The 18984-nt window shown below is 72.8% G+C and carries 17 protein-coding genes; 12 read left to right on the top strand and 5 right to left on the bottom strand.

Translation table 11 applies throughout. The features are described from left to right. Positions 1–91: 91 nt before the first annotated feature. From KME66_RS06395 to KME66_RS06375, 5 genes are all read left to right on the top strand, one after another. Positions 92–3196, top strand: a complete 3105-nt coding sequence (locus tag KME66_RS06395) for a bifunctional GNAT family N-acetyltransferase/acetate--CoA ligase family protein (RefSeq protein WP_216319961.1) — start codon at positions 92–94, stop codon at positions 3194–3196. A gap of 57 nt (positions 3197–3253) precedes the next feature. Next, a complete protein-coding gene (locus KME66_RS06390) occupies positions 3254–3850 on the top strand; it encodes a DUF5998 family protein (protein ID WP_073220550.1) in 597 nt (198 codons plus the stop codon). Beyond that, positions 3850–5037, top strand: a complete 1188-nt coding sequence (locus KME66_RS06385) for an alkaline phosphatase family protein (protein WP_216319958.1) — start codon at positions 3850–3852, stop codon at positions 5035–5037. The genes KME66_RS06390 and KME66_RS06385 overlap by 1 nt, the downstream gene beginning before the upstream one ends. 46 nt (positions 5038–5083) lie before the next feature. Then, entirely contained in the window at positions 5084–5734 is a 651-nt protein-coding gene (locus KME66_RS06380) for a thymidine kinase (RefSeq protein ID WP_073220556.1), read from the top strand. Positions 5735–5873: 139 nt separating this feature from the next. Continuing rightward, on the top strand, positions 5874–6299 hold the full coding sequence (locus KME66_RS06375) for a cold shock domain-containing protein (RefSeq protein ID WP_216319953.1): 426 nt from the start codon (positions 5874–5876) through the stop codon (positions 6297–6299). A gap of 73 nt (positions 6300–6372) precedes the next feature. Here KME66_RS06375 and KME66_RS06370 read toward each other — a convergent pair whose 3' ends face one another. Then, positions 6373–7149, bottom strand: a complete 777-nt coding sequence (locus KME66_RS06370; protein ID WP_216319951.1) for a VOC family protein — start codon at positions 7147–7149, stop codon at positions 6373–6375. 235 nt (positions 7150–7384) lie between these two features. Between KME66_RS06370 and KME66_RS06365 the strand changes: the two genes are divergently transcribed. Then, positions 7385–8215, top strand: a complete 831-nt coding sequence (locus tag KME66_RS06365; RefSeq protein WP_216319948.1) for a sulfurtransferase — start codon at positions 7385–7387, stop codon at positions 8213–8215. An 84-nt stretch (positions 8216–8299) separates the two neighbouring features. Here the strand turns inward: KME66_RS06365 and sepH are convergent, their stop codons facing one another. Beyond that, positions 8300–9388, bottom strand: coding sequence for a septation protein SepH (sepH, locus tag KME66_RS06360; RefSeq protein WP_073221627.1), 1089 nt, complete (start codon positions 9386–9388; stop codon positions 8300–8302). 408 nt (positions 9389–9796) lie between these two features. Between sepH and KME66_RS06355 the strand changes: the two genes are divergently transcribed. Beyond that, positions 9797–10948 carry a hypothetical protein gene (locus tag KME66_RS06355; RefSeq protein ID WP_253208246.1) on the top strand — a complete coding sequence of 384 codons (1152 nt, stop codon included), beginning with the start codon at positions 9797–9799 and terminating at the stop codon, positions 10946–10948. Positions 10949–11036: 88 nt separating this feature from the next. Here KME66_RS06355 and KME66_RS06350 read toward each other — a convergent pair whose 3' ends face one another. Continuing rightward, complete coding sequence (locus tag KME66_RS06350; RefSeq protein WP_216319946.1) at positions 11037–12359, bottom strand: D-arabinono-1,4-lactone oxidase; 1323 nt, start codon at positions 12357–12359, stop codon at positions 11037–11039. Beyond that, entirely contained in the window at positions 12316–13563 is a 1248-nt protein-coding gene (locus tag KME66_RS06345) for an MFS transporter (RefSeq protein WP_073220572.1), read from the bottom strand. Before KME66_RS06345 ends, KME66_RS06350 begins: the two co-directional genes overlap by 44 nt. A gap of 196 nt (positions 13564–13759) precedes the next feature. Here KME66_RS06345 and KME66_RS06340 point away from each other — a divergent pair, with 196 nt between their 5' ends. Next, entirely contained in the window at positions 13760–14887 is a 1128-nt protein-coding gene (locus KME66_RS06340; RefSeq protein ID WP_216329115.1) for a ferrochelatase, read from the top strand. A gap of 57 nt (positions 14888–14944) precedes the next feature. After that, on the top strand, positions 14945–15745 hold the full coding sequence (locus KME66_RS06335; protein WP_073220575.1) for an inositol monophosphatase family protein: 801 nt from the start codon (positions 14945–14947) through the stop codon (positions 15743–15745). A gap of 91 nt (positions 15746–15836) precedes the next feature. On the opposite strand, the gene KME66_RS06330 is transcribed toward KME66_RS06335, so the two are convergent. Further along, on the bottom strand, positions 15837–16010 hold the full coding sequence (locus KME66_RS06330; RefSeq protein ID WP_216319943.1) for a hypothetical protein: 174 nt from the start codon (positions 16008–16010) through the stop codon (positions 15837–15839). 382 nt (positions 16011–16392) lie between these two features. Here KME66_RS06330 and KME66_RS06325 point away from each other — a divergent pair, with 382 nt between their 5' ends. The 3 genes from KME66_RS06325 (at position 16393) to KME66_RS06315 (ending at position 18983) form a co-directional block, all read left to right on the top strand. Next, positions 16393–17046 carry a response regulator transcription factor gene (locus KME66_RS06325; protein ID WP_006128158.1) on the top strand — a complete coding sequence of 218 codons (654 nt, stop codon included), beginning with the start codon at positions 16393–16395 and terminating at the stop codon, positions 17044–17046. Between the two features lie 5 nt (positions 17047–17051). Further along, the gene (locus KME66_RS06320) at positions 17052–18284 is read left to right on the top strand and encodes a HAMP domain-containing sensor histidine kinase (protein ID WP_216319940.1); all 1233 of its coding nucleotides are present in this window, start codon (positions 17052–17054) and stop codon (positions 18282–18284) included. A 402-nt stretch (positions 18285–18686) separates the two neighbouring features. Further along, entirely contained in the window at positions 18687–18983 is a 297-nt protein-coding gene (locus tag KME66_RS06315) for a DUF4193 domain-containing protein (RefSeq protein ID WP_003965732.1), read from the top strand. Position 18984 lies beyond the last annotated feature (1 nt).

The following is an 18984-nucleotide window of genomic DNA, read 5'->3' as shown; positions in this document are numbered from 1 at the left end:
TGCCCTTCACATATCAACGGTTGTCTAGACCAGTCTCTCATGCGGTGCGTGGTGCTGTGCCCGGCCTCCGGTCCGGCCGTAGGCTTTGGCCATGGAGCCCACGCCGGAACAGCGTCCGCATCTCGCGTACCCCGACCACTGGGAAGCGGACGTGGTGCTCCGTGACGGGGGCACCGCACGCATCAGGCCGATCACCACGGACGACGCCGAGCGACTGGTCAGCTTCTACGAGCAGGTGTCCGACGAGTCGAAGTACTACCGCTTCTTCGCCCCGTATCCCCGCCTATCGGACCGGGACGTGCACCGCTTCACCCATCACGACTACGTCGACCGGGTGGGACTGGCCGTCACGACCGGCGGCGAGTTCATCGGGACCGTCCGCTACGACCGCATCGACGACCGGGGCCGCCCCGCCTCCGCCCCCGCCGACGAGGCCGAGGTCGCCTTCCTCGTGCAGGACGCCCACCAGGGCCGCGGGGTCGCCTCGGCGCTGCTGGAACACATCGCCGCGGTCGCCCGCGAGCGCGGCATCCGGCGCTTCGCCGCCGAGGTGCTCCCCGCCAACAACAAGATGATCAAGGTGTTCCGGGACGCCGGGTACACCCAGCGGCGCAGCTTCGAGGACGGCTCCGTCCACCTCACCCTCGACCTCGAACCCACCGAGAAGTCCCTCGCCGTCCAGCGCGGCCGCGAACAGCGCGCCGAGGCCCGCTCGGTGCAGCGCCTCCTCGCGCCCGGTTCCGTCGCGGTCATCGGCACCGGCCGCACCCCCGGTGGAGTGGGCCGCACGGTCCTGCGCAACCTCCTCGCCGCCGGCTACACCGGCCGCGCCTACGCGGTGAACCGCGCCTTCGACGAGGGCCCGGCCACGCTCGACGGGGTCCCCGCCCACCGCTCGCTCGGCGAGATCGACGAACAGATCGACCTCGCCGTCATCGCCGTCCCCGCCCACCGGGTGCCCGAAGCCGTCGCCGACTGCGGCGAACACGGCGTCCAGGGTCTGGTCGTCCTCTCCGCCGGTTACGCCGAGCGGGGCGCCGAGGGCCGCGCGCTCCAGCGCGAACTGGTCCGCCAGGCCCGCTCGTACGGCATGCGGATCATCGGCCCGAACGCCTTCGGCATCATCAACACCGCCGACACCGTCCGGCTGAACGCCTCCCTCGCCCCCGAGTCGCCCGCCCGCGGCCGGATCGGCCTGTTCACGCAGTCCGGCGCGATCGGCATCGCCCTGCTCTCCGGCCTCCACCGGCGCGGCGCGGGCCTGTCCTCGTTCATCTCGGCGGGCAACCGGGCCGACGTCTCCGGCAACGACTTCCTCCAGTACTCCTTCGAGGACCCGGACACCGACGTCGCCCTGCTCTACCTCGAATCGCTCGGCAACCCCCGCAAGTTCACCCGCCTCGCCCGCCGCACCGCCGCCGTCAAGCCCGTCGTCGTGGTCAAGGGCGCCCGGCACAGCGGCACCAACCCGCCCGGCCACGCCGTCCCGGTCAGCCGCATCCCCGACACCACGGTCTCCGCGCTGATGCGCCAGGCCGGTGTCATCCGGGTCGACACCGTGACCGAGATGGTCGACGCCGGGCTCCTGCTGGCCGGCCAGCCCCTCCCGGCCGGCCCCCGGGTCGCCATCCTCGGCAACTCGGAGTCCCTCGGTCTGCTGACGTACGACGCCTGCCTCGCCGAGGGGCTGCGCCCGCGCCCGCCGGTCGACCTCACCACCGCCGCCTCCCCGCAGGACTTCCGCGAGGCCCTGGCCGAGGCGCTGGCGGACGGGACCTGCGACGCCGTGATCGTCACCGCCATCCCGTGGGTGGGGGAGAACGGGGAGGCCGAGACCGGCGACGGCGAGGTGCTGGCCCAGGCCCTGACCGGGGCGGTGGCCGGGGGATCGGCCAAGCCGGTGGCCGTCGTCCACGTCGAGATCGGCGGCCTCGCCGAGGCCCTGGCCGCCGCGAGCAGCACGGTGGCGCCCCGTCCCCGGACCACCGCGCCCCGGACAGCATCCCCGGAACCAGCCGCGGACCGTGCCTCGACCACGACCACGACCACGACCCCGGACGGGACCGCGACCACCACCCCGGCGACGCCCGCAGCCCGGACGGGGTCCACCGCGCCCGGAACGGCGACCACCCCGGCAGCCCCCGGAACGCCGACGGCTCACCCCGCCTCTCGCCGTGCCACCGCTGTGCCGGTCCCCGGAACGGCGACCTCCACGACACCTGCCTCCGGAACGCCGACCCCCGCGACGCCCACATCCGGAACAGCGACCTCCGCAAGGCCCGCACCCGAAGCCGCAGCGCCCGAAGCTCCGCCCCGCCCCGGCCGCATCCCCGCCTACCCTGCCGCCGAACGTGCCGTGCGCGCTCTCGCCGAGGCCGTGAAGTACGCCCAGTGGCGGCGGCAGGCGGCCGTCCCCGGCAAGGTCCCCGAGTTCCTCGACGACACCATCGACGAGGCGGGCGCCGCCGCCCTGATCGAGGAGCAGCTCGTCACCGCACCCGATCCGCGCGGGCGCCCGCTCACCCACGACGAGGCCCGCGAGCTGCTCCGCCACTACGGCATCGACGTACGCCCCACCCTGCCCGCCCCCGATCCCGAGTCGGCCGTCGCCGCGGCGGCCCGGCTCGGCTACCCGGTGGCCCTCAAGACCACCGCGCCCCACCTGCGCCACCGCGCCGACCTCGGCGGGGTCCGCCTCGACGTCGCCGACGAGGAAGCGCTGCGCCGGGCGTACGGAGAGCTCACCGACCTCCTCGGCAAGCCCGCCGAACTGCTTCCCGTCGTCCAGGCGATGGCCCCGCGCGGCGTGGACACCGTCGTGCGGGCCTCCATCGACGCGGCGGCCGGGGCGATCCTCTCCTTCGGCCTCGCGGGAGCGCCCTCCGAACTGCTCGGCGACACCGCGCACCGGCTGGTCCCCGCCACCGACCGGGACGCCGCCGAGCTGATCCGGTCCATCAGGGCGGCCCCGGTGCTGTTCGGCTGGCGCGGCTCGGCCCCGGTCGACACGGCCGCGCTGGAGGAGCTGCTGCTGCGGCTGTCCCGGCTGGTCGACGACCACCCGGAAGTGGTCTCCGTCGCCCTCGAACCCGTCGTGGTCGCCCCGCAGGGACTCACCGTGCTCGGGGCGAGCGTCCGCCTCGCCCCGCCGCCCGCCCGGAGCGACGTCGGCCCCCGCCGCCTTCCGAACTACTGAGGCCGGTGGCCCCCGGGGCGTCCCCGGCAGCCACCGGCCCGCCGTAGGATGGTGCCCATGGCAAAGACCGGTACGACGACCAAGGGGCTGCGCGCGGCGATCGAGCGCAGCGGCTACTACCCGGCCCTCGTGGCCGAGGCGGTGGAGGCCGCCGTCGGCGGGGAGCCGGTCGCTTCGTACCTGGTCCACCAGGAGACCACGTTCGACTCCAACGAGGTCCGCCGCCATGCGACGGTCCTCGTCCTGACCGAGCACCGGTTCATCGTCAGCCACACCGACGAGCAGGCCGCCGACACCAGCTCCCCGACGCCGTACGCCACCACTTCCACCGAGTCGGTCAAGCTGGAGCGGATCTCCTCCGTCGTCGTCAGCCGGGTGGTGGCCAACCCGGAGAAGTACGTCCCGGGCACCCTGCCCCGCGAGGTCGTCCTGACCATCGGCTGGGGCGCGGTCTCCCGGATCGACCTGGAGCCCGCCGCCTGCGGCGACTCCAACTGCGAGGCCGACCACGGCTACACCGGCAGCTCCACCGCCGACGACCTGAGCCTGCGGGTCAGCGAGGCCGGAGACGGCCCCGACGCCGTGCGCCAGACCCTCGCCTTCGCCCAGGCGCTCTCCGAGGCCACGGCCGCCACCGCGGCGAGTGGCCGCTGATGGTTCAGCCCGCCTGGCAGGACCCGGTGCCGCTGGCCCTCGACACCGCGCCCGTACCGGAGTACGGCAGCGGCTCGCTCGCGGACCTGCTTCCGACGCTCGCCGCCGGACTGGAGGTCCCGGGCTTCACCGCCGCGATCCCCGAGCTGACCCCGGCCGACCGCAACTGCGTCTTCCTGATCGACGGCCTCGGCTGGGAGCAGATCAAGGCCCACCCGGACGAGGCGCCCTTCCTGCACTCCCTGCTCCCCACCTCGCGCGGCGGCACCGGCCGCCCGCTCACCGCCGGCTTCCCCTCCACCACCGCGACGTCCCTCGCCTCCGTCGGTACGGGGCTGCCGCCCGGCGAGCACGGCCTCCCCGGCTACACCGCGCGCAACCCCGAGACCGGCGAGCTGATGAACCAGCTCCGCTGGAAGCCGTGGACCGAGCCGAAGGTCTGGCAGCCGCACCCCACGGTCTTCCAGCTCGCCGACGCGGTGGGCGTCCACACCGCGCAGGTCTCCGCGCCGATGTTCGAGCAGACCCCCCTCACCAGGATCGCGCTCAGTGGCGGCTCCTTCCTCGGCCGGCTCTCCGGCGAGGACCGGATGGACGTCGCCGCCCAGCGCCTGGCCGCGGGCGACCGCTCGCTCGTCTACACGTACTACAGCGAGGTCGACGGCAAGGGCCACCGCTTCGGCACCGACTCCGACGCCTGGCGCGGCCAGCTGATGTACGTGGACGGGCTCGCCCGACGCCTCGCCGAGCAGCTCCCGCCGCGCTCCGCGCTCTACATCACCGCCGACCACGGCATGATCGACATCCCGTTCGACGAGCAGTCCCGGATCGACTTCGACGAGGACTGGGAGCTGGGCGCGGGCGTCGCCCTCCTCGGCGGCGAGGGCCGCGCCCGCCACGTCTACGCGGTCCCCGGCGCCCAGGCCGACGTCCTGGCCGTCTGGCGCGAGGTCCTCGGTGAGCAGTTCTGGATCGCGAGCCGGGACGAGGCGATCGCGGCCGGCTGGTTCGGCCCGGTGATCGACGAGCGGGTCCGCGGACGGATCGGCGACGTGGTCGCGGCCGCCCACGACGACGTGATCATCACGGCCTCCGTCAACGAGCCGCACGAGTCGGCGATGGCGGGCGTGCACGGCTCCCTGACCCCCGTGGAACAGCTCGTCCCGCTCCTCGAAGTACGCTCGTAACCCCCCTCCTGCCACGCAGCCCCCTCCGAAAGGTGCTCGACCTCTCATGCCCGAGCTGGTGTTCTTCTCCGGAACCATGGACTGCGGAAAGAGCACGCTGGCCCTGCAGATCGGTCACAACCGCTCGGCGCGCGGCCTCCAGGGAGTGATCTTCACCCGGGACGACCGTGCGGGGGAGGGCAAACTCTCCTCCCGGCTCGGCCTGGTGACGGACGCCGTCGAGGCCGAGGAGGCCATGGACCTGTACGCGCACATCGTGGACCGGGTCAGCAGGGGCGGCCGGGTCGACTACGTGATCGTCGACGAGGCCCAGTTCCTCGCCCCGGGCCAGATCGACCAACTGGCCCGCGTGGTCGACGATCTCAAGCTCGACGTCTTCGCCTTCGGCATCACCACGGACTTCCGGACCAAGCTGTTTCCCGGCTCCCAGCGGCTGATCGAACTGGCCGACCGCATAGAGGCCCTCCAGGTCGAGGCGCTCTGCTGGTGCGGGGCCCGCGCCACGCACAACGCCCGGACGGTCGGTGGTGCCATGGTGGTCGAGGGGGAGCAGGTCGTCGTCGGGGACGTCGACCGGCCGGCGACGGAGATCGGTTACGAGGTGCTCTGCCGCCGCCACCACCGTCGCCGGGTGACCAGTGCCGCCGCACACGTCGGCGCGCTGTCGCCGGACGTTCTGCCGGTCCCCGCCGACTGACCGGACGTCGGCCGGGCACAACCCGAACAGCCGTGCACATCGGGCTCGGTGAGCCGGGAACCGCCGTTTTCCTGCTCGCTATACTCATCGGCGATCTGGTGTGAGTGGTGGCGGTGGTGGTGGAGGTGCGCCGGTGTTGATGACGGGAAAGATTCTTCGGTTCGACGATGTCCGCGGGTACGGGTTCATCGCGCCCGACCAGGGTGACGAGGACGTGTTCATGCACGCCAACGACCTTCTCGAGGAGAAGTACCTGTACCAGGCCGGCCGGCGGGTCGAGTACTTCCTGGAGTCGGGCGACAAGGGCCCCAAGGCGGGCGAGATCCGCCTGGTGCGGCAGGCTGCCCCACCGGCGGCCCGGGGGCCCCGGGGCGGTGCGGCGGTCCAGGACGTGGCGCACGACGAGGAAGCCGACTGCGACATCCTGACCGCCCCGGACTTCCAGAGCGAGGTGACCGAGGCGCTCATCGAGGCGGACGGCACCCTGACCGCCGCGCAGGTGCAGCATGTACGGCAGCGTCTGCTCCGCCTCGCCCAGGAGCACGGTTGGGTGGACCCCTCCTGACCTTCCCACGCCTCCGGAGGGCAGGACGTCCTCCGGAGGCGGACCGGCCGATGCGGTGACCGGTCGCCGGAGGTCAGCGTTCCGGCGACCGGACGACGGTGAACACGGCACCCTCCGGGTCCGCGACCGTCGCCGGCCTGCCGCTCACCCCTTCCCGCGGCGGCTGCAGGACGCGTCCGCCCAGCTCCACCACGCGGGCCGCGGCCCGGTCGGTGTCGGCGACCTCGAAGTACGTCATCCAGTGCGGCCCCCGGTCGCGCGGCAGCGCGTGGCCGACGCCGTGGAGGGCCGCCACCGCCGCGTCGCCCAGGTGCAGCGTCTGGTAGTCGAAGTCGGCCGAGAGCACCGCCTCCGTCTCGTAGCCGAAGACCGTCTGGTAGAACTTCGCGACCATCGAGGTCTCCCGGGTCACCAGCTCGTTCCAGACGGGCGTGCCGGGTGCGCCCGCCGACGTCGTGCCGATGTGGCGCCAGCCCTGCCAGATGCCGAAGACCGCCCCGCTCGGGTCGGAGGCGATCGCCAGCCGCCCGGCGTCCCCCGCGTCCAGCGGGCCGACCGCGACCGTCCCGCCGCAGGAGCGGATGGCCTCCGCCGTGGCGTCGGCGTCGTCCGTGGCGAGGTAGGTGGTCCAGGCGATGGGCAGATGCCGGTCGGGCGGCAGCTGGCCGATGCCCGCGACCTCCTCGCCGTGCAGCAGCCCGCGGACGTAGGGGCCCAGTTGGTCGGGGCCCGGCCGGAACTCCCAGTCGAACAGGGCCCCGTAGAACTCCTGGGTCGCGGTCAGGCCGTGCACGATCAGACTCACCCAGCAAGGTGTTCCGGGCGTGCGCCGGGCGGGAGCCTCGGTCATCGTCTTCTCTCTCCTCGGACCGTTGTGGTGGCCGTGCGGGGGAACGGGACAGCGACGCGGTCCCGGGTCAGGACGTGGTCGGCGGACCCCGTGCAGATGCTTGCACCCCCGGCGCGGGAGGCGCACCGGCCGCGCCGCGTCGTCCGGGTTCTCGGCGGAGGGCGGCCGGATTCCCGCCGGCCGTCCTGTCCGATGCCGTTACGGGTGCCGCCCCCGCTGCGCGAGGATGGCACCCATGAAGCCCATCATCACCGCATCCGAATGCGCGAGCGAGTCGGCCGGGACGCGGCCCCCCGTACTCCTGGACGTCCGCTGGCAGCTCGGCGGCCCGAACGGCCGCCCGGCCTACGAGGCCGGCCACCTGCCCGGCGCGGTCTTCGTCGACCTCGACACGGAGCTGGCCGGACCGGCGGGCGACGGCGGCCGCCACCCCCTCCCGGATCCGGAGGCCTTCGGCGCCGTGATGCGCCGGGCCGGGGTCGGCCAGGACACCCCCGTGGTGGTGTACGACGGCGGGAAGGGCTGGGCCGCGGCCCGCGCCTGGTGGCTGCTGCGCTGGACCGGGCACAGCGACGTGCGGGTCCTGGACGGCGGGCTCGCCGCGTGGACCGGTGACCTCAGCACGGAGATCCCCCGGCCCGCCGAGGGCGATTTCCGGCCGAAACCGGGTGCCCTGCCCACCCTGGACGCGGAGAGCGCGGCGGCCTTCGCCCGGTCGGGTCTGCTCCTGGACGCACGGGCGGCCGAGCGGTACCGGGGAGATGTGGAGCCGATCGACCGCGTGGGCGGCCATATCCCCGGGGCCGTCTCCGCGCCCACCACGCAGAACGTCGACGGGGACGGCCGCTACCTTCCGGCCGAACGACTGGCCGCGCGGTTCGCGGGCCTGGGCGCGAAGGCCGGCGCCGAAGGCGTGGGCGTCTACTGCGGATCCGGGGTATCCGGCGCGCACGAGGTGCTGGCCCTGGAGATCGCCGGCTTCACCGGTGTCCTCTACCCGGGCTCCTGGTCCGAGTGGTCCTCGGACCCCTCCCGGCCGGTCGCCACGGGGCCCGAGCCGCAGTAATCCCGCGGCGCCGGGCGACGACGAAGGAGCGGGGGCCGTACGCGATCGCGTACGGCCCCCGCTCCCACCGGTGGTCATCCCCGGTCAGTCCTGCTTCTTGCGCCGGGTGCCGAAGACGATCTCGTCCCAGCTCGGCACGGCGGCCCGGCGGCCCGGCCGGACTCCGTCCGCCTCCGCCTGACGGTCCGTCGTCCCGGTCAGCCGGTCGCGATGACCGGCGACCGCCCGGGGCATCAGCACATCCGCGTACGCGGACCCCGCCCCGGCCGCCGAAGCGGCGGCGGCCGGCGACTCGTCCGCCTCCGCCTCCTCCGCCGGTTCCAGCGCGGCCGGCTCGGGCTGTACGGGCCGCTCCGGCACGACCATGTCGCCCCGGAAGCTCGGCACCGCCTCCAGCAGGCTGGTCAGCGAGTCACGCTCACCGGCCGACGCGCTGCTCACGTACTCCTCGGGCTCGGCGACCGGCGTCGCCCGCTCGATCTGCCGGTCCAGCGGGCGCTCGCGCTCGGCCTGCCGGTCCAGACTCCGGTCCAGCGGACGGTCGCGCGGCAGGCGGGCGATCCGGGGCACGAACGGGAAGCTGGGCTCCGGCGCTGCGACGTCGTCGGTCTCGCCGATCAGCGAGCGTGCCTCGTCGTCCAGCGCCTGGACCAGCCGCCTGGGCGGGTCGTACGTCCAGCTCGCCGAGTGCGGTTCGCCCGCGACCCGGTAGACGAGCAGGACTTCCCAGGTGCCGTCGTCACGGCGCCACGAGTCCCACTGGACGGTTTCCTTGTCGGCGCCGCGCAGCAGGAGCCGCTCCTGCACCGCCTCGCCGAGCTGGGGGCCGGTGTTCTCGCCGGGACGGCGCACAGGAGTCTTCCGGGCCCGCTCCGCCATGAAAGCGCGCTCCGCGAGCACGGGGCCCTCGAAGCGGCGTACACGGTCGACGGGGATGCCCGCGAACTGAGCGACCTCCTCCGCGGAGGCACCGGCCCGTATGCGGGCCTGGATGTCGCGGGGACGGAGGTGGCTCTCCACCTCGATCTCGATCTGGCCGAGCCGGGCGCGGTCGTTGCGCACGGCGGCGCGCAGCCGCTCATCGATCGGAAGCGTGTACTCCGTGCTGTCCGCAGCCTTGAGCACCAGTCGTGTGCCGTCGTTGGAGACGGCCACGACACGCAGTTCGGGCATGGGGACCTCCCGGGTGGTGCCTGCCGACGTCACGTGCGTCGCTGCTTCCGCTAGTCGAGTGTGACCTGCCCGGGTGCAGCCTGCCACAACCTTGCCAAATTGCCCGGCGTGTCGGGCGCTCGCCCTGGTTCGCCCACCTAGGGTGCCGCCGTCGGCTCCTCCGGTGGCTGCGGCTTCCCACGTCGGAGTCCGCCCCAGGGCTCGTCACAGTACTCCATTCGGGCCACCGGGGTGGACCGGCGCGCCGCCGAAGTTCTCGCGGAGTGCGGGAGTTGAAGTACCCAGTTCTCGGCGAAATGCCCTCGATGCGTGTCGTGCTTCACACAATCACCGGAAACGGAACTATCCACTTCGCTCATTTGTCCCTTCCTGTTGCAGAGTGGGAGAGATGTCAAGCAGGGGCTGGTAATGGTTCAGAAGCCGGAAAGTGACGCAGAACCCAAGGAGAAGCGCATAGATCTGAGCCTCCCGCAGGTCGCCGGGAGCGCCGTGGCGGCCGTCGCGGCAGCGGTGCTGGCCTCGCAGTTGGGCGTGTACGGCACCATCGCCGGCGCGGGAGTGATGAGCGTCGTCGCCACCTGCGGCGGCTCGGTCTTCCAGCACTTCTTCCGCCGCACCGGCGAGCAGATCCGCGAGGTGACGGTTCAGGTGACCCACCCGGAGGGCCGCCAGGTGACCGTGCGCACCAAGGAGACGACGCCCGCCGGGCGAAGAGCCGCCGCCCGGCGGACTGAACCGGACCCGGTGGAGGAGCCGCCGGCGGGCGACGCCACCACGGTGCTGCCCACGGTCGGCCCGGGCACGGTCCCGGAGGTGGTCCCGGACGCGGAGAGCACGCAGCTCCTGAGGCCGCTCGACGCGGACCGGACACAGCTGCTGCGTCTCGGCGACGAGCGGACCCGGATGCTCCGCGTCCCGCCGGCCGGAGGCCCCGGAGCCGACGCGGACCGTACCCAGCTGCTGCCGCGCGCCGACGACCGTACGCAGATGCTCCCGGCGGCCGGAGCAGATCCGGCCGCCGTTCCCGACGACGCCTTCGGCGAGGGGGTCACCCACGGCACCCGGCTGCGCGGCTGGAAGCGCCCGGCGCTCGCCGCCGCCGCGGTCTTCGCGGTCTCGATGGCCGGGATCACCGCGTTCGAGGTGCTCTCGGGCAACGACCTCAGCGGCGGCCAGGGCACCACCCTCGGCTCCGTGGTCCGCGGCGGCGACCGGGGCTCCGGCCCCGCTGGCCCCACCCCCTCCGGGGACACCGGCCAGGGCGGGGGAGCGGACGAGCAGGCTCCGACTCCCGGCGACGGCACCGGATCCGCTCCTGCCACGGACGGCGGCGACGGCGGCGCGAGCCCGGACCCGGGTACCGGTACGGGCGGTGAGAACCCGACCACCGAGCCCAGCCCGACCCCCACGCCCTCCGGATCCGCCGGTGAGCCCACCCCCGACCCGACCGGGCCCACTCCCTCGGACCCCGGAGACACCGGCGACGGGGAACCCCCGGCCGGCACGGACGCCGGCCCCGGAGCGGGCGAACAGGGCCCGCCCGGCGCCGACGCCGAGTGACCTGCGTACGCACGCGAACCCCTCGGCCCCGGTCCCCCGCTCGCTCGCGGGGGACCGGGGCCGAGGGCACACCGGACGCGGTCCGGACTCAGTCGCCGAGCACGCGCCGCAGATAGTCGTTGCCGAACATCCGGTCCGGGTCCAGCCGGTCGCGCAGGGCGGTGAACTCACCGAAGCGCGGGTAGACCCCGGACAGGTAGGCCGCGTCCCGCGTGTGGATCTTGCCCCAGTGCGGCCGGCCCGCGTGCGCCGTCATGATCCGCTCGACCGCGGTGAAGTACGAGCGGTGGGGCGTGCCCTTGTAGAGGTGCACCGCGATGTACGCGCTGTCCCGGCCGGACGCGGTCGACAGGGCCATGTCGTCGGCCGGAGCGGTGCGCACTTCGACCGGGAAGCTGATCTTCAGCGGTGACCGCTCGACCATGGCCTTCAGCTCCCGCAGCACCGTCACCGCCTGCTCGCGCGGAACGGCGTACTCCATCTCCACGAACCGCACCCGGCGCGGGCTGGTGAACACCTTGTACGGGATGTCGGTGTACGTACGCGCCGACAGCGCCCGGCTGGAGAGCCTGGCGATCGAGGGGATCGTCGCCGGGACCGCGCGGCCGAGCGAGCAGGCCACCTGGAAGACCCCGTTGGACAGCAGCTCGTCCTCGATCCAGCCGCTGACCCGGCCGGGCGGGGCGGCCGGACCGGCGCTGCGGTTGTTGCGCTTGGTGTTGCAGTTCCCGGTGTGCGGGAACCAGTAGAACTCGAAGTGCTCGTTCTCGGCCACGAGCTGAGCGAAGTCCGCCGTCACCCGGTCGAAGGCCATGGGCTCCTCGCGGGCCGTCAGCAGGAAGACCGGCTCCACGGCGAGGGTGACGGCGGTGATCACCCCGAGGGCGCCGATCCCGACCCGGGCCGCGGCGAAGACCTCGGGGTTCTCCTCGGCCGAGCAGACCAGCACCGTGCCGTCGGCGGTGACCAGCTCCAGCGCCCTGATCTGGGCGGATATCGAGGCCGATTCGCGGCCCGTGCCGTGCGTACCGGTGGAGGTCGCCCCGGCGATCGTCTGCTCCATGATGTCGCCCATGTTCGTGAGCGACAGGCCCTCCCGGGCGAGCGCGGTGTTCAGCCGCTTGAGCGGAGTGCCCGCCTCCACCGTCACGGTCATCGCCTCCCGGTCGATGTCCCGGATCCCGGTGAGCAGATCGGGGCGTATCAGCACCCCGTCGGTGGCGGCCGCCGCCGTGAAGGAGTGGCCGGAACCCACCGGCTTCACCTTCAGCCCGTCCGCGTGCGCCCGGCGCAGCACGTCCGCGAGCTCGTCCACGGACGCCGGCGACTCGGTGCGGGCGGGTCGGGCGGTGACGGTGCCCGCCCAGTTACGCCACGCGCTCGTCGTGGTCCGTGCGTAGGTGTCGGTCATCTTCCCCGCGCCCTCCCGTCGCAGCCGGCCCGGCCAGCCGGCGATATCCCAGGAACGCCACCGCCGCCGCGAGCGCTCCCGCCACGGCGGGCACCGCGTACCCCGCCTTCGCCCCGGCGGCGTCGACCGCCCAGCCGGCGGCCGAGGAGCCGAGCGCCACTCCGACCGCGAGCCCGGTACTGGTCCAGGTCATGCCCTCGGTCAGCTTGGTGCGCGGTACGTGCGCTTCGACGAGGGCCATCGTGGTGACCATCGTCGGTGCGATGGCGAGGCCCGCGACAAAGAGCGCCACGGCCAGCAACGGAAGGTTCCCGGCCAGTAGGAGGGGGATCATACTCACGGCCATCGCGCAGACACCCACCAGCCACCTGGTCGCGGGGTTCCCCTTCAGGTGCAGCAGCCCGAACACGGCCCCCGCCAGACACGAGCCGAGCGCGTAGACGGCCAGCACGAGCGAGGCCGCGGCCTGGTGACCGCGCTCCTCGGCGAAGGCCACGGTCACCACGTCCACGCCGCCGAAGATCGCGCCCGTCGCCACGAAGGTGGCCACCAGGACCTGGAGCCCGCGCGAACGCAGCGCCGAGCCCCCGGTGTGCGGCGACCTCGGGTGCGGCACCGGCTCGGTCGCGCGCTGCGCGGTCAGCCAGAAGACGCCGGCCAGCAGGAAGGCGGCGGCGATCAGCGGTCCGGCCTCCGGGAACCACGCGGTGGACAGACCGATGGAGATGATCGGGCCGAAGATGAAGCACACCTCGTCGACGATCGACTCCCACGCGTACGCGGTGTGCAGATCCCGGCCGGAGCCCCGGTAGATCTCCGCCCAGCGGGACCGGACCATCGAGCCCACGCTCGGCACACAGCCCGCGCCCACCGAGAAGACGAAGAGCGTCCACTCCGGCGCGCCCTGCTGGGCGCAGATGAGCAGCCCCGCCACCGACGCCACCGCGACCAGCGTGACCGGCCGCAGCACCCGGCGCTGCCCGTAGCGGTCGACCAGCCGGGATACCTGGGGGCCGCAGACCGCCGCCGACATCGCCAGGGTGGCCGACAGCGCCCCGGCCAGCCCGTAGCGGCCGGTGAGCTGGGAGATCATCGTGACGACGCCGATGCCCATCATGGACAGCGGCATCCGGCCGAGGAAGCCTGCGGCGGAGAACCCCTTGGTCCCGGGGGCGGAGAAGATGGCGCGGTAGGGGCTGGGCAAGGGGTACTCCGGTCATGCCTGTCAGGCGTATAGCTGGGTCATACAGCTTACGGGCGGCCGGGGGCTCGGAACGCCGAATTCCGGGCGGACCGAGCAGTGGCTCCGGCGGGTTCGCCATCGGCCGTTCCCCGCTTTCCCGACGGACCGTCGGATGTCGGTTGCCGCCCTGTCGGAGGCGGGTGGCAGGATCGACGGCATGTCCGATCTGCGCGATCCCGCTCCCTACGACGCCCTGCTGCTGCTCTCCTTCGGCGGCCCCGAAGGCCCGGACGACGTGGTCCCGTTCCTGGCGAACGTGACCCGCGGCCGCGGCATCCCCGAGGAACGCCTCAAGGAGGTCGGCAAGCACTACTTCCTGTTCGGCGGGGTCAGCCCGATCAACGCGCAGAACCGCGCCCTGCTGGACGCGCTGCGCAAGGACTTCGCCGACCACGGCGTCGACCTCCCGGTCTACTGGGGCAACCGCAACTGGGCCCCCTACCTGACCGACGTCCTGCGCGAGATGACCACCGACGGCCACCGCCGGATCGCCGTCCTCGCCACCAGCGCCTACGCCTCCTACTCGGGCTGCCGCCAGTACCGCGAGAACCTCGCCGAGTCACTCGCCGCCCTTCAGGCCGAAGGCCTCGACGTACCCCGGGTCGACAAGCTCCGCCACTACTTCAACCACCCCGGCTTCGTGGAGCCCATGGTGGACGGGGTGCTCGCCTCGCTCGCCGGCCTCCCCGAGGACGTCCGCGCCGGCGCGCACATCGCGTTCACCACCCACTCCATCCCGACCTCCGCCGCCGACGCCTCGGGCCCCGTGGAGACGCACGGCGAGGGCGGCGCGTACGTGGCCGAGCACCTCGACGTGGCACGGCTGATCATCGAGGCGGTACGCGCCCGGACCGGCGTCGAGCACCCCTGGCAGCTCGTCTACCAGTCCCGCAGCGGCGCTCCGCACATCCCCTGGCTGGAGCCCGACATCTGCGACCACCTGGAGACCCTGCACGGCCAGGGCGCCCCCGCGGTCGTGATGGCGCCCATCGGCTTCGTCTCGGACCACATGGAAGTCCTCTACGACCTCGACACCGAGGCCGCCGCGAAGGCCGCCGAGCTCGGCCTGCCGGTCCGCCGCTCCGCCACCGTGGGCGACGACCCCCGCTTCGCCGCCGCCGTACGGGACCTGCTCCTGGAGCGTGCCGCGAGCGAACGCGGCCGGGCGGTCGAGCGCTGCGCGCTGGGGTCGCTGGGCCCCTCCCACGACCTCTGCCCCGTCGGCTGCTGCCCTGCCAGGGCCCCGAAACCCGCCGCAGCCGGCGCCGACAGCCCGTACGCGTAGCCCGTACGACCGCTCGTACGCCCACCTGACCGTGCGCACCGATCACCTGGGAGCACCGTGACCGACCCCGCCCTGTCCGAACTGCTCGACCTCGCTCGCGAAGCCGCCCGCCGCGCCGGAGCGCTGCTGCGCGACGGCCGCCCCGCCGACCTGGGGGTGGCCGCGACCAAGTCCAGCCCCATCGACGTGGTCACCGAGATGGACATCGCCGCCGAGAAGCTGATCACCGGCTACCTCACCGACTTCCGCCCCGACGACGGCTTTCTCGGCGAGGAGGGCGCCAGCTCCCCGGGCTCCACCGGCATCCGCTGGGTCATCGACCCGCTCGACGGCACGGTGAACTACCTCTACGGCCTGCCGACCTGGGCCGTCTCCATCGCCGCCGAGCGGGACGGCGAGCGGGTCGTGGGCGTCGTCGAGGCCCCGATGCGCAGGGAGACGTACCACGCTGTTCTCGGCGCAGGTGCGTTCGCGAACGGCGAAGCGCTGCGCTGCCGGCCCTCGGCTCCCCTGGACCAGGCCCTCGTCTCGACCGGCTTCAACTACGTCGCCCACGTCCGTGCCCACCAGGCGGACGTCGCCCAGCGGCTGATCCCCAGGCTCCGCGACATCCGGCGCGGCGGTTCGGCCGCCGTCGACCTCTGCGACGTGGCGGCGGGCCGCCTCGACGGCTACTACGAGCGCGGGCTGCACCCCTGGGACCTGGCGGCGGGCGACCTCATCGCCCGGGAGGCGGGCGCGCTGACCGGCGGCCGCCCGGGGCGGCCGGCCGACGGGGACCTGACGGTGGCCGCGACCCCCGGAGTCTTCGAGCCGCTGCAGGCCGCGCTCGACGAGCTGGGCGCCTGGCACGACTGACCCGACGCCCCTGGCGGGCCCTGAGACGCGACGGCACAGCACAGGGCCCCGGAAAAGCCTGGACAGCTTCCGGGGCCCTGTGGCGTACGGCTCAGGCGCTGGTGGCGCCGATCTGCACGCCGTGCTCGGCGGCGAGGCGGTGCAGATCGTCCAGCTCGCCCTGCTCGACCTCCGCGAGGAAGTCGTCGCCGTCCTCGCGCGCCCGCGTGAGGTCGGACTCGGTCGTCTTGATGCGTTGCAGCAGACCTGCGGTGAAAGCGTCCATGATGCGCCCCCTCATCGTGGGTCGGTGGCACGGGGGTGTGCCCGGGATACCCCCGGCCGAGGAGCCGGAGGAGCGGGTGATCGCGCCGCCGCTCCGGAGGAAAAAGGGGCGGACCGTGGCAGGCCACGGGACAGGCGTGATCGCGGGTGTGAAGCCCTCTTCCCCATGCCGCAGCTCAGAGAAACCTCAACTGGCCCGGAAAACCGCCGCTTTCCCGGCGGCGGTCCGCGGGAGGGCCCCGCCCACCGCCGCCTTACCGCCGGTTTACGTGGGTTGAGGGCAGGATGGAGGTACACGGTCGGCCCGGCTGCCCGTGTCCGAGCGGCCCTGCGCGGGCCGCTCGCTCTGTGAACCGACGAAGGACCGAAGGAAGGACTGCGCCGTGCGCGTACTCGTCGTCGAGGACGAGCAGCTGCTCGCCGATGCGGTGGCCACCGGACTGCGCCGGGAGGCCATGGCCGTCGACGTCGTCTACGACGGTGCCGCGGCCCTGGAGCGCATCGGGGTCAACGACTACGACGTCGTGGTGCTGGACCGGGACCTCCCGGTGGTGCACGGGGACGACGTCTGCCGCAAGATCGTCGAACTCGGCATGCCCACCCGGGTGCTCATGCTCACCGCATCCGGCGACGTCAGCGACCGGGTCGAGGGCCTGGAGCTGGGCGCCGACGACTATCTGCCCAAGCCCTTCGCCTTCAGCGAGCTGACCGCCCGGGTGCGCGCGCTGGGCCGCCGTACGACGGTGGCGCTGCCGCCCGTGCTGGAGCGCGCCGGCATCAAGCTCGACCCGAACCGCCGTGAGGTCTTCCGCGACGAGGTGGAGATCCAGCTCGCACCGAAGGAGTTCGCGGTGCTGGAGGTGCTGATGCGGAGCGAGGGCGCGGTCGTCTCGGCGGAACAGCTGCTGGAGAAGGCCTGGGACGAGAACACCGACCCCTTCACCAACGTGGTGCGGGTCACGGTCATGACGCTCCGCCGCAAGCTCGGCGAGCCGCCCGTCATCGTCACCGTGCCGGGCTCCGGATACCGGATCTGAGGACCATGGCCACCACACCGGAGCCGCCCGCGGCGCCACCGAAGCCCACCTGGGAGCCCAAGCAGGCGGCCCCCCCGTACCCCTGGCTGCGACCGACCATCCGGATACGGCTCACGCTGCTGTACGGCGGGATGTTCCTGATCGCGGGCATCGTGCTGCTGTCGATCATCTACATGCTGGCCGCGCAGGCGCTCCATGTCGGCAGCGAGCTGCCGTTCGAGATCGTCAGCGGCAAGGTCACCAGCGAGATCTGCAGCCTGCCCACGAACGCCAGTCCGGAGGCCTTCAACGCCGCGATGAACGCCTGCGTCAACAACCAGCGCAAGGCGGCCCTGGACACCCTGCTCAACCGTTCGCTCCTCGCCCTGCTCGGTCTCAGCGTCATCGCCTTCGCCTTCGGCTACGCCATGGCCGGACGCGTCCTGTCCCCGCTCGGCCGGATCACCCGGACGGCGCGCCGGGTGGCGGGCACCGACCTCACCCGGCGGATCGAGCTGGACGGCCCGGACGACGAGCTGAAGGAGCTGGCGGACACCTTCGACGACATGCTGGACCGGCTGGAGCGGGCTTTCACCGCACAGCAGCGGTTCGTCGGCAACGCCTCGCACGAACTGCGCACCCCGCTGGCGATCAACCGCACCCTGCTGGAGGTCCACCTCTCCGATCCAGGGGCCCCGCCGGAGCTCCATCAGCTCGGCAAGACCCTCCTGGCCACCAACGAGCGCAGTGAGCAGCTGGTCGAGGGCCTGCTGCTGCTGGCCCGCAGCGACAACCAGATCGTCGAGCGCAAACCGGTCGACCTCGCGGAGGTCGCCGAGCGGGCCATCGACCAGACCCGGGCGGAGGCGCTGGCCGGCCGGGTCGAGATCCGCGGCGAGCGGGCATCGGCCACGGTGCAGGGCAACGGGGTCCTGCTGGAGCGGATCGCCCTGAACCTCGTGCAGAACGCCGTGCGCTACAACGTGCCCGAGGACGGCTGGGTGGAGGTCACCACCGAGGTGCGGGACGGACAGGCCCTGCTGGTCGTCTCGAACACCGGCCCGGTGGTCCCGGCGTACGAGATCGACAACCTCTTCGAGCCCTTCAGAAGGCTGCGTACGGAGCGCACGGGCAGCGACAAGGGGGTCGGGCTCGGCCTGTCGATCGCACGATCCGTCGCGCGGGCCCACGGAGGCCGTATCATCGCGGAGCCCCGCGAGGGCGGAGGGCTCGTGATGCGTGTCACTCTGCCGGTCTGAGGGGTGCCCGATATGACTCTGCACCGAATCTCCATGTTCGCTTTGGGCGGAATTTTCAGGACCCGCTCCTGGGCGAGTCGTGTGTGATCGATCACAGGGTCGACTTTCCGGTCCTCCACGCTCCGTGATCACGACCCTGCCGGAAAGTCGGTAATCGTCCGGGTTTTCGGGGATCATTATCACGGGAAGTACACGGGGTGGCGCCCGTGAACTGCGCAGTCGGGACCGTGTACGGTCCCCATCGCCACCCAAGCCGAGCCTCGCCGAGGCGGCCGGTTGGGTGTCGATTGAGTAACAGGCCTTGATGTGAGGCAAAATCTCCGCCTCAGGTCGGGCACAAGTCCGGCCTCTCACGCGTTACGTGCGCTGAGACACCTAGACACCCAAGAGGGGGAGAGCGACATGGCAACGGATTACGACACCCCACGCAAGACCGACGACGATGTGGACCAGGACAGCCTCGAAGAGCTCAAGGCGCGTCGGAGCGACAAGACGGCCTCCGCCGTCGACGTCGACGAGTTCGACGCGGCCGAGGGCCTCGAACTGCCCGGCGCGGACCTCTCCAACGAGGAGCTGGCCGTCCGGGTGCTGCCCAAGCAGGCCGACGAGTTCACCTGCATGAGCTGCTTCCTGGTGCACCACCGCAGCCAGCTGGCCCGCGAGAAGAACGGTCAGCCCATCTGCCGCGACTGCGACTGAG

This window comes from Streptomyces sp. YPW6 (assembly GCF_018866325.1).
GTDB lineage: Bacteria > Actinomycetota > Actinomycetes > Streptomycetales > Streptomycetaceae > Streptomyces.
Note: the sequence above shows the minus strand (reverse complement) of the source record. Positions and strands in the feature narration are given on the sequence as shown.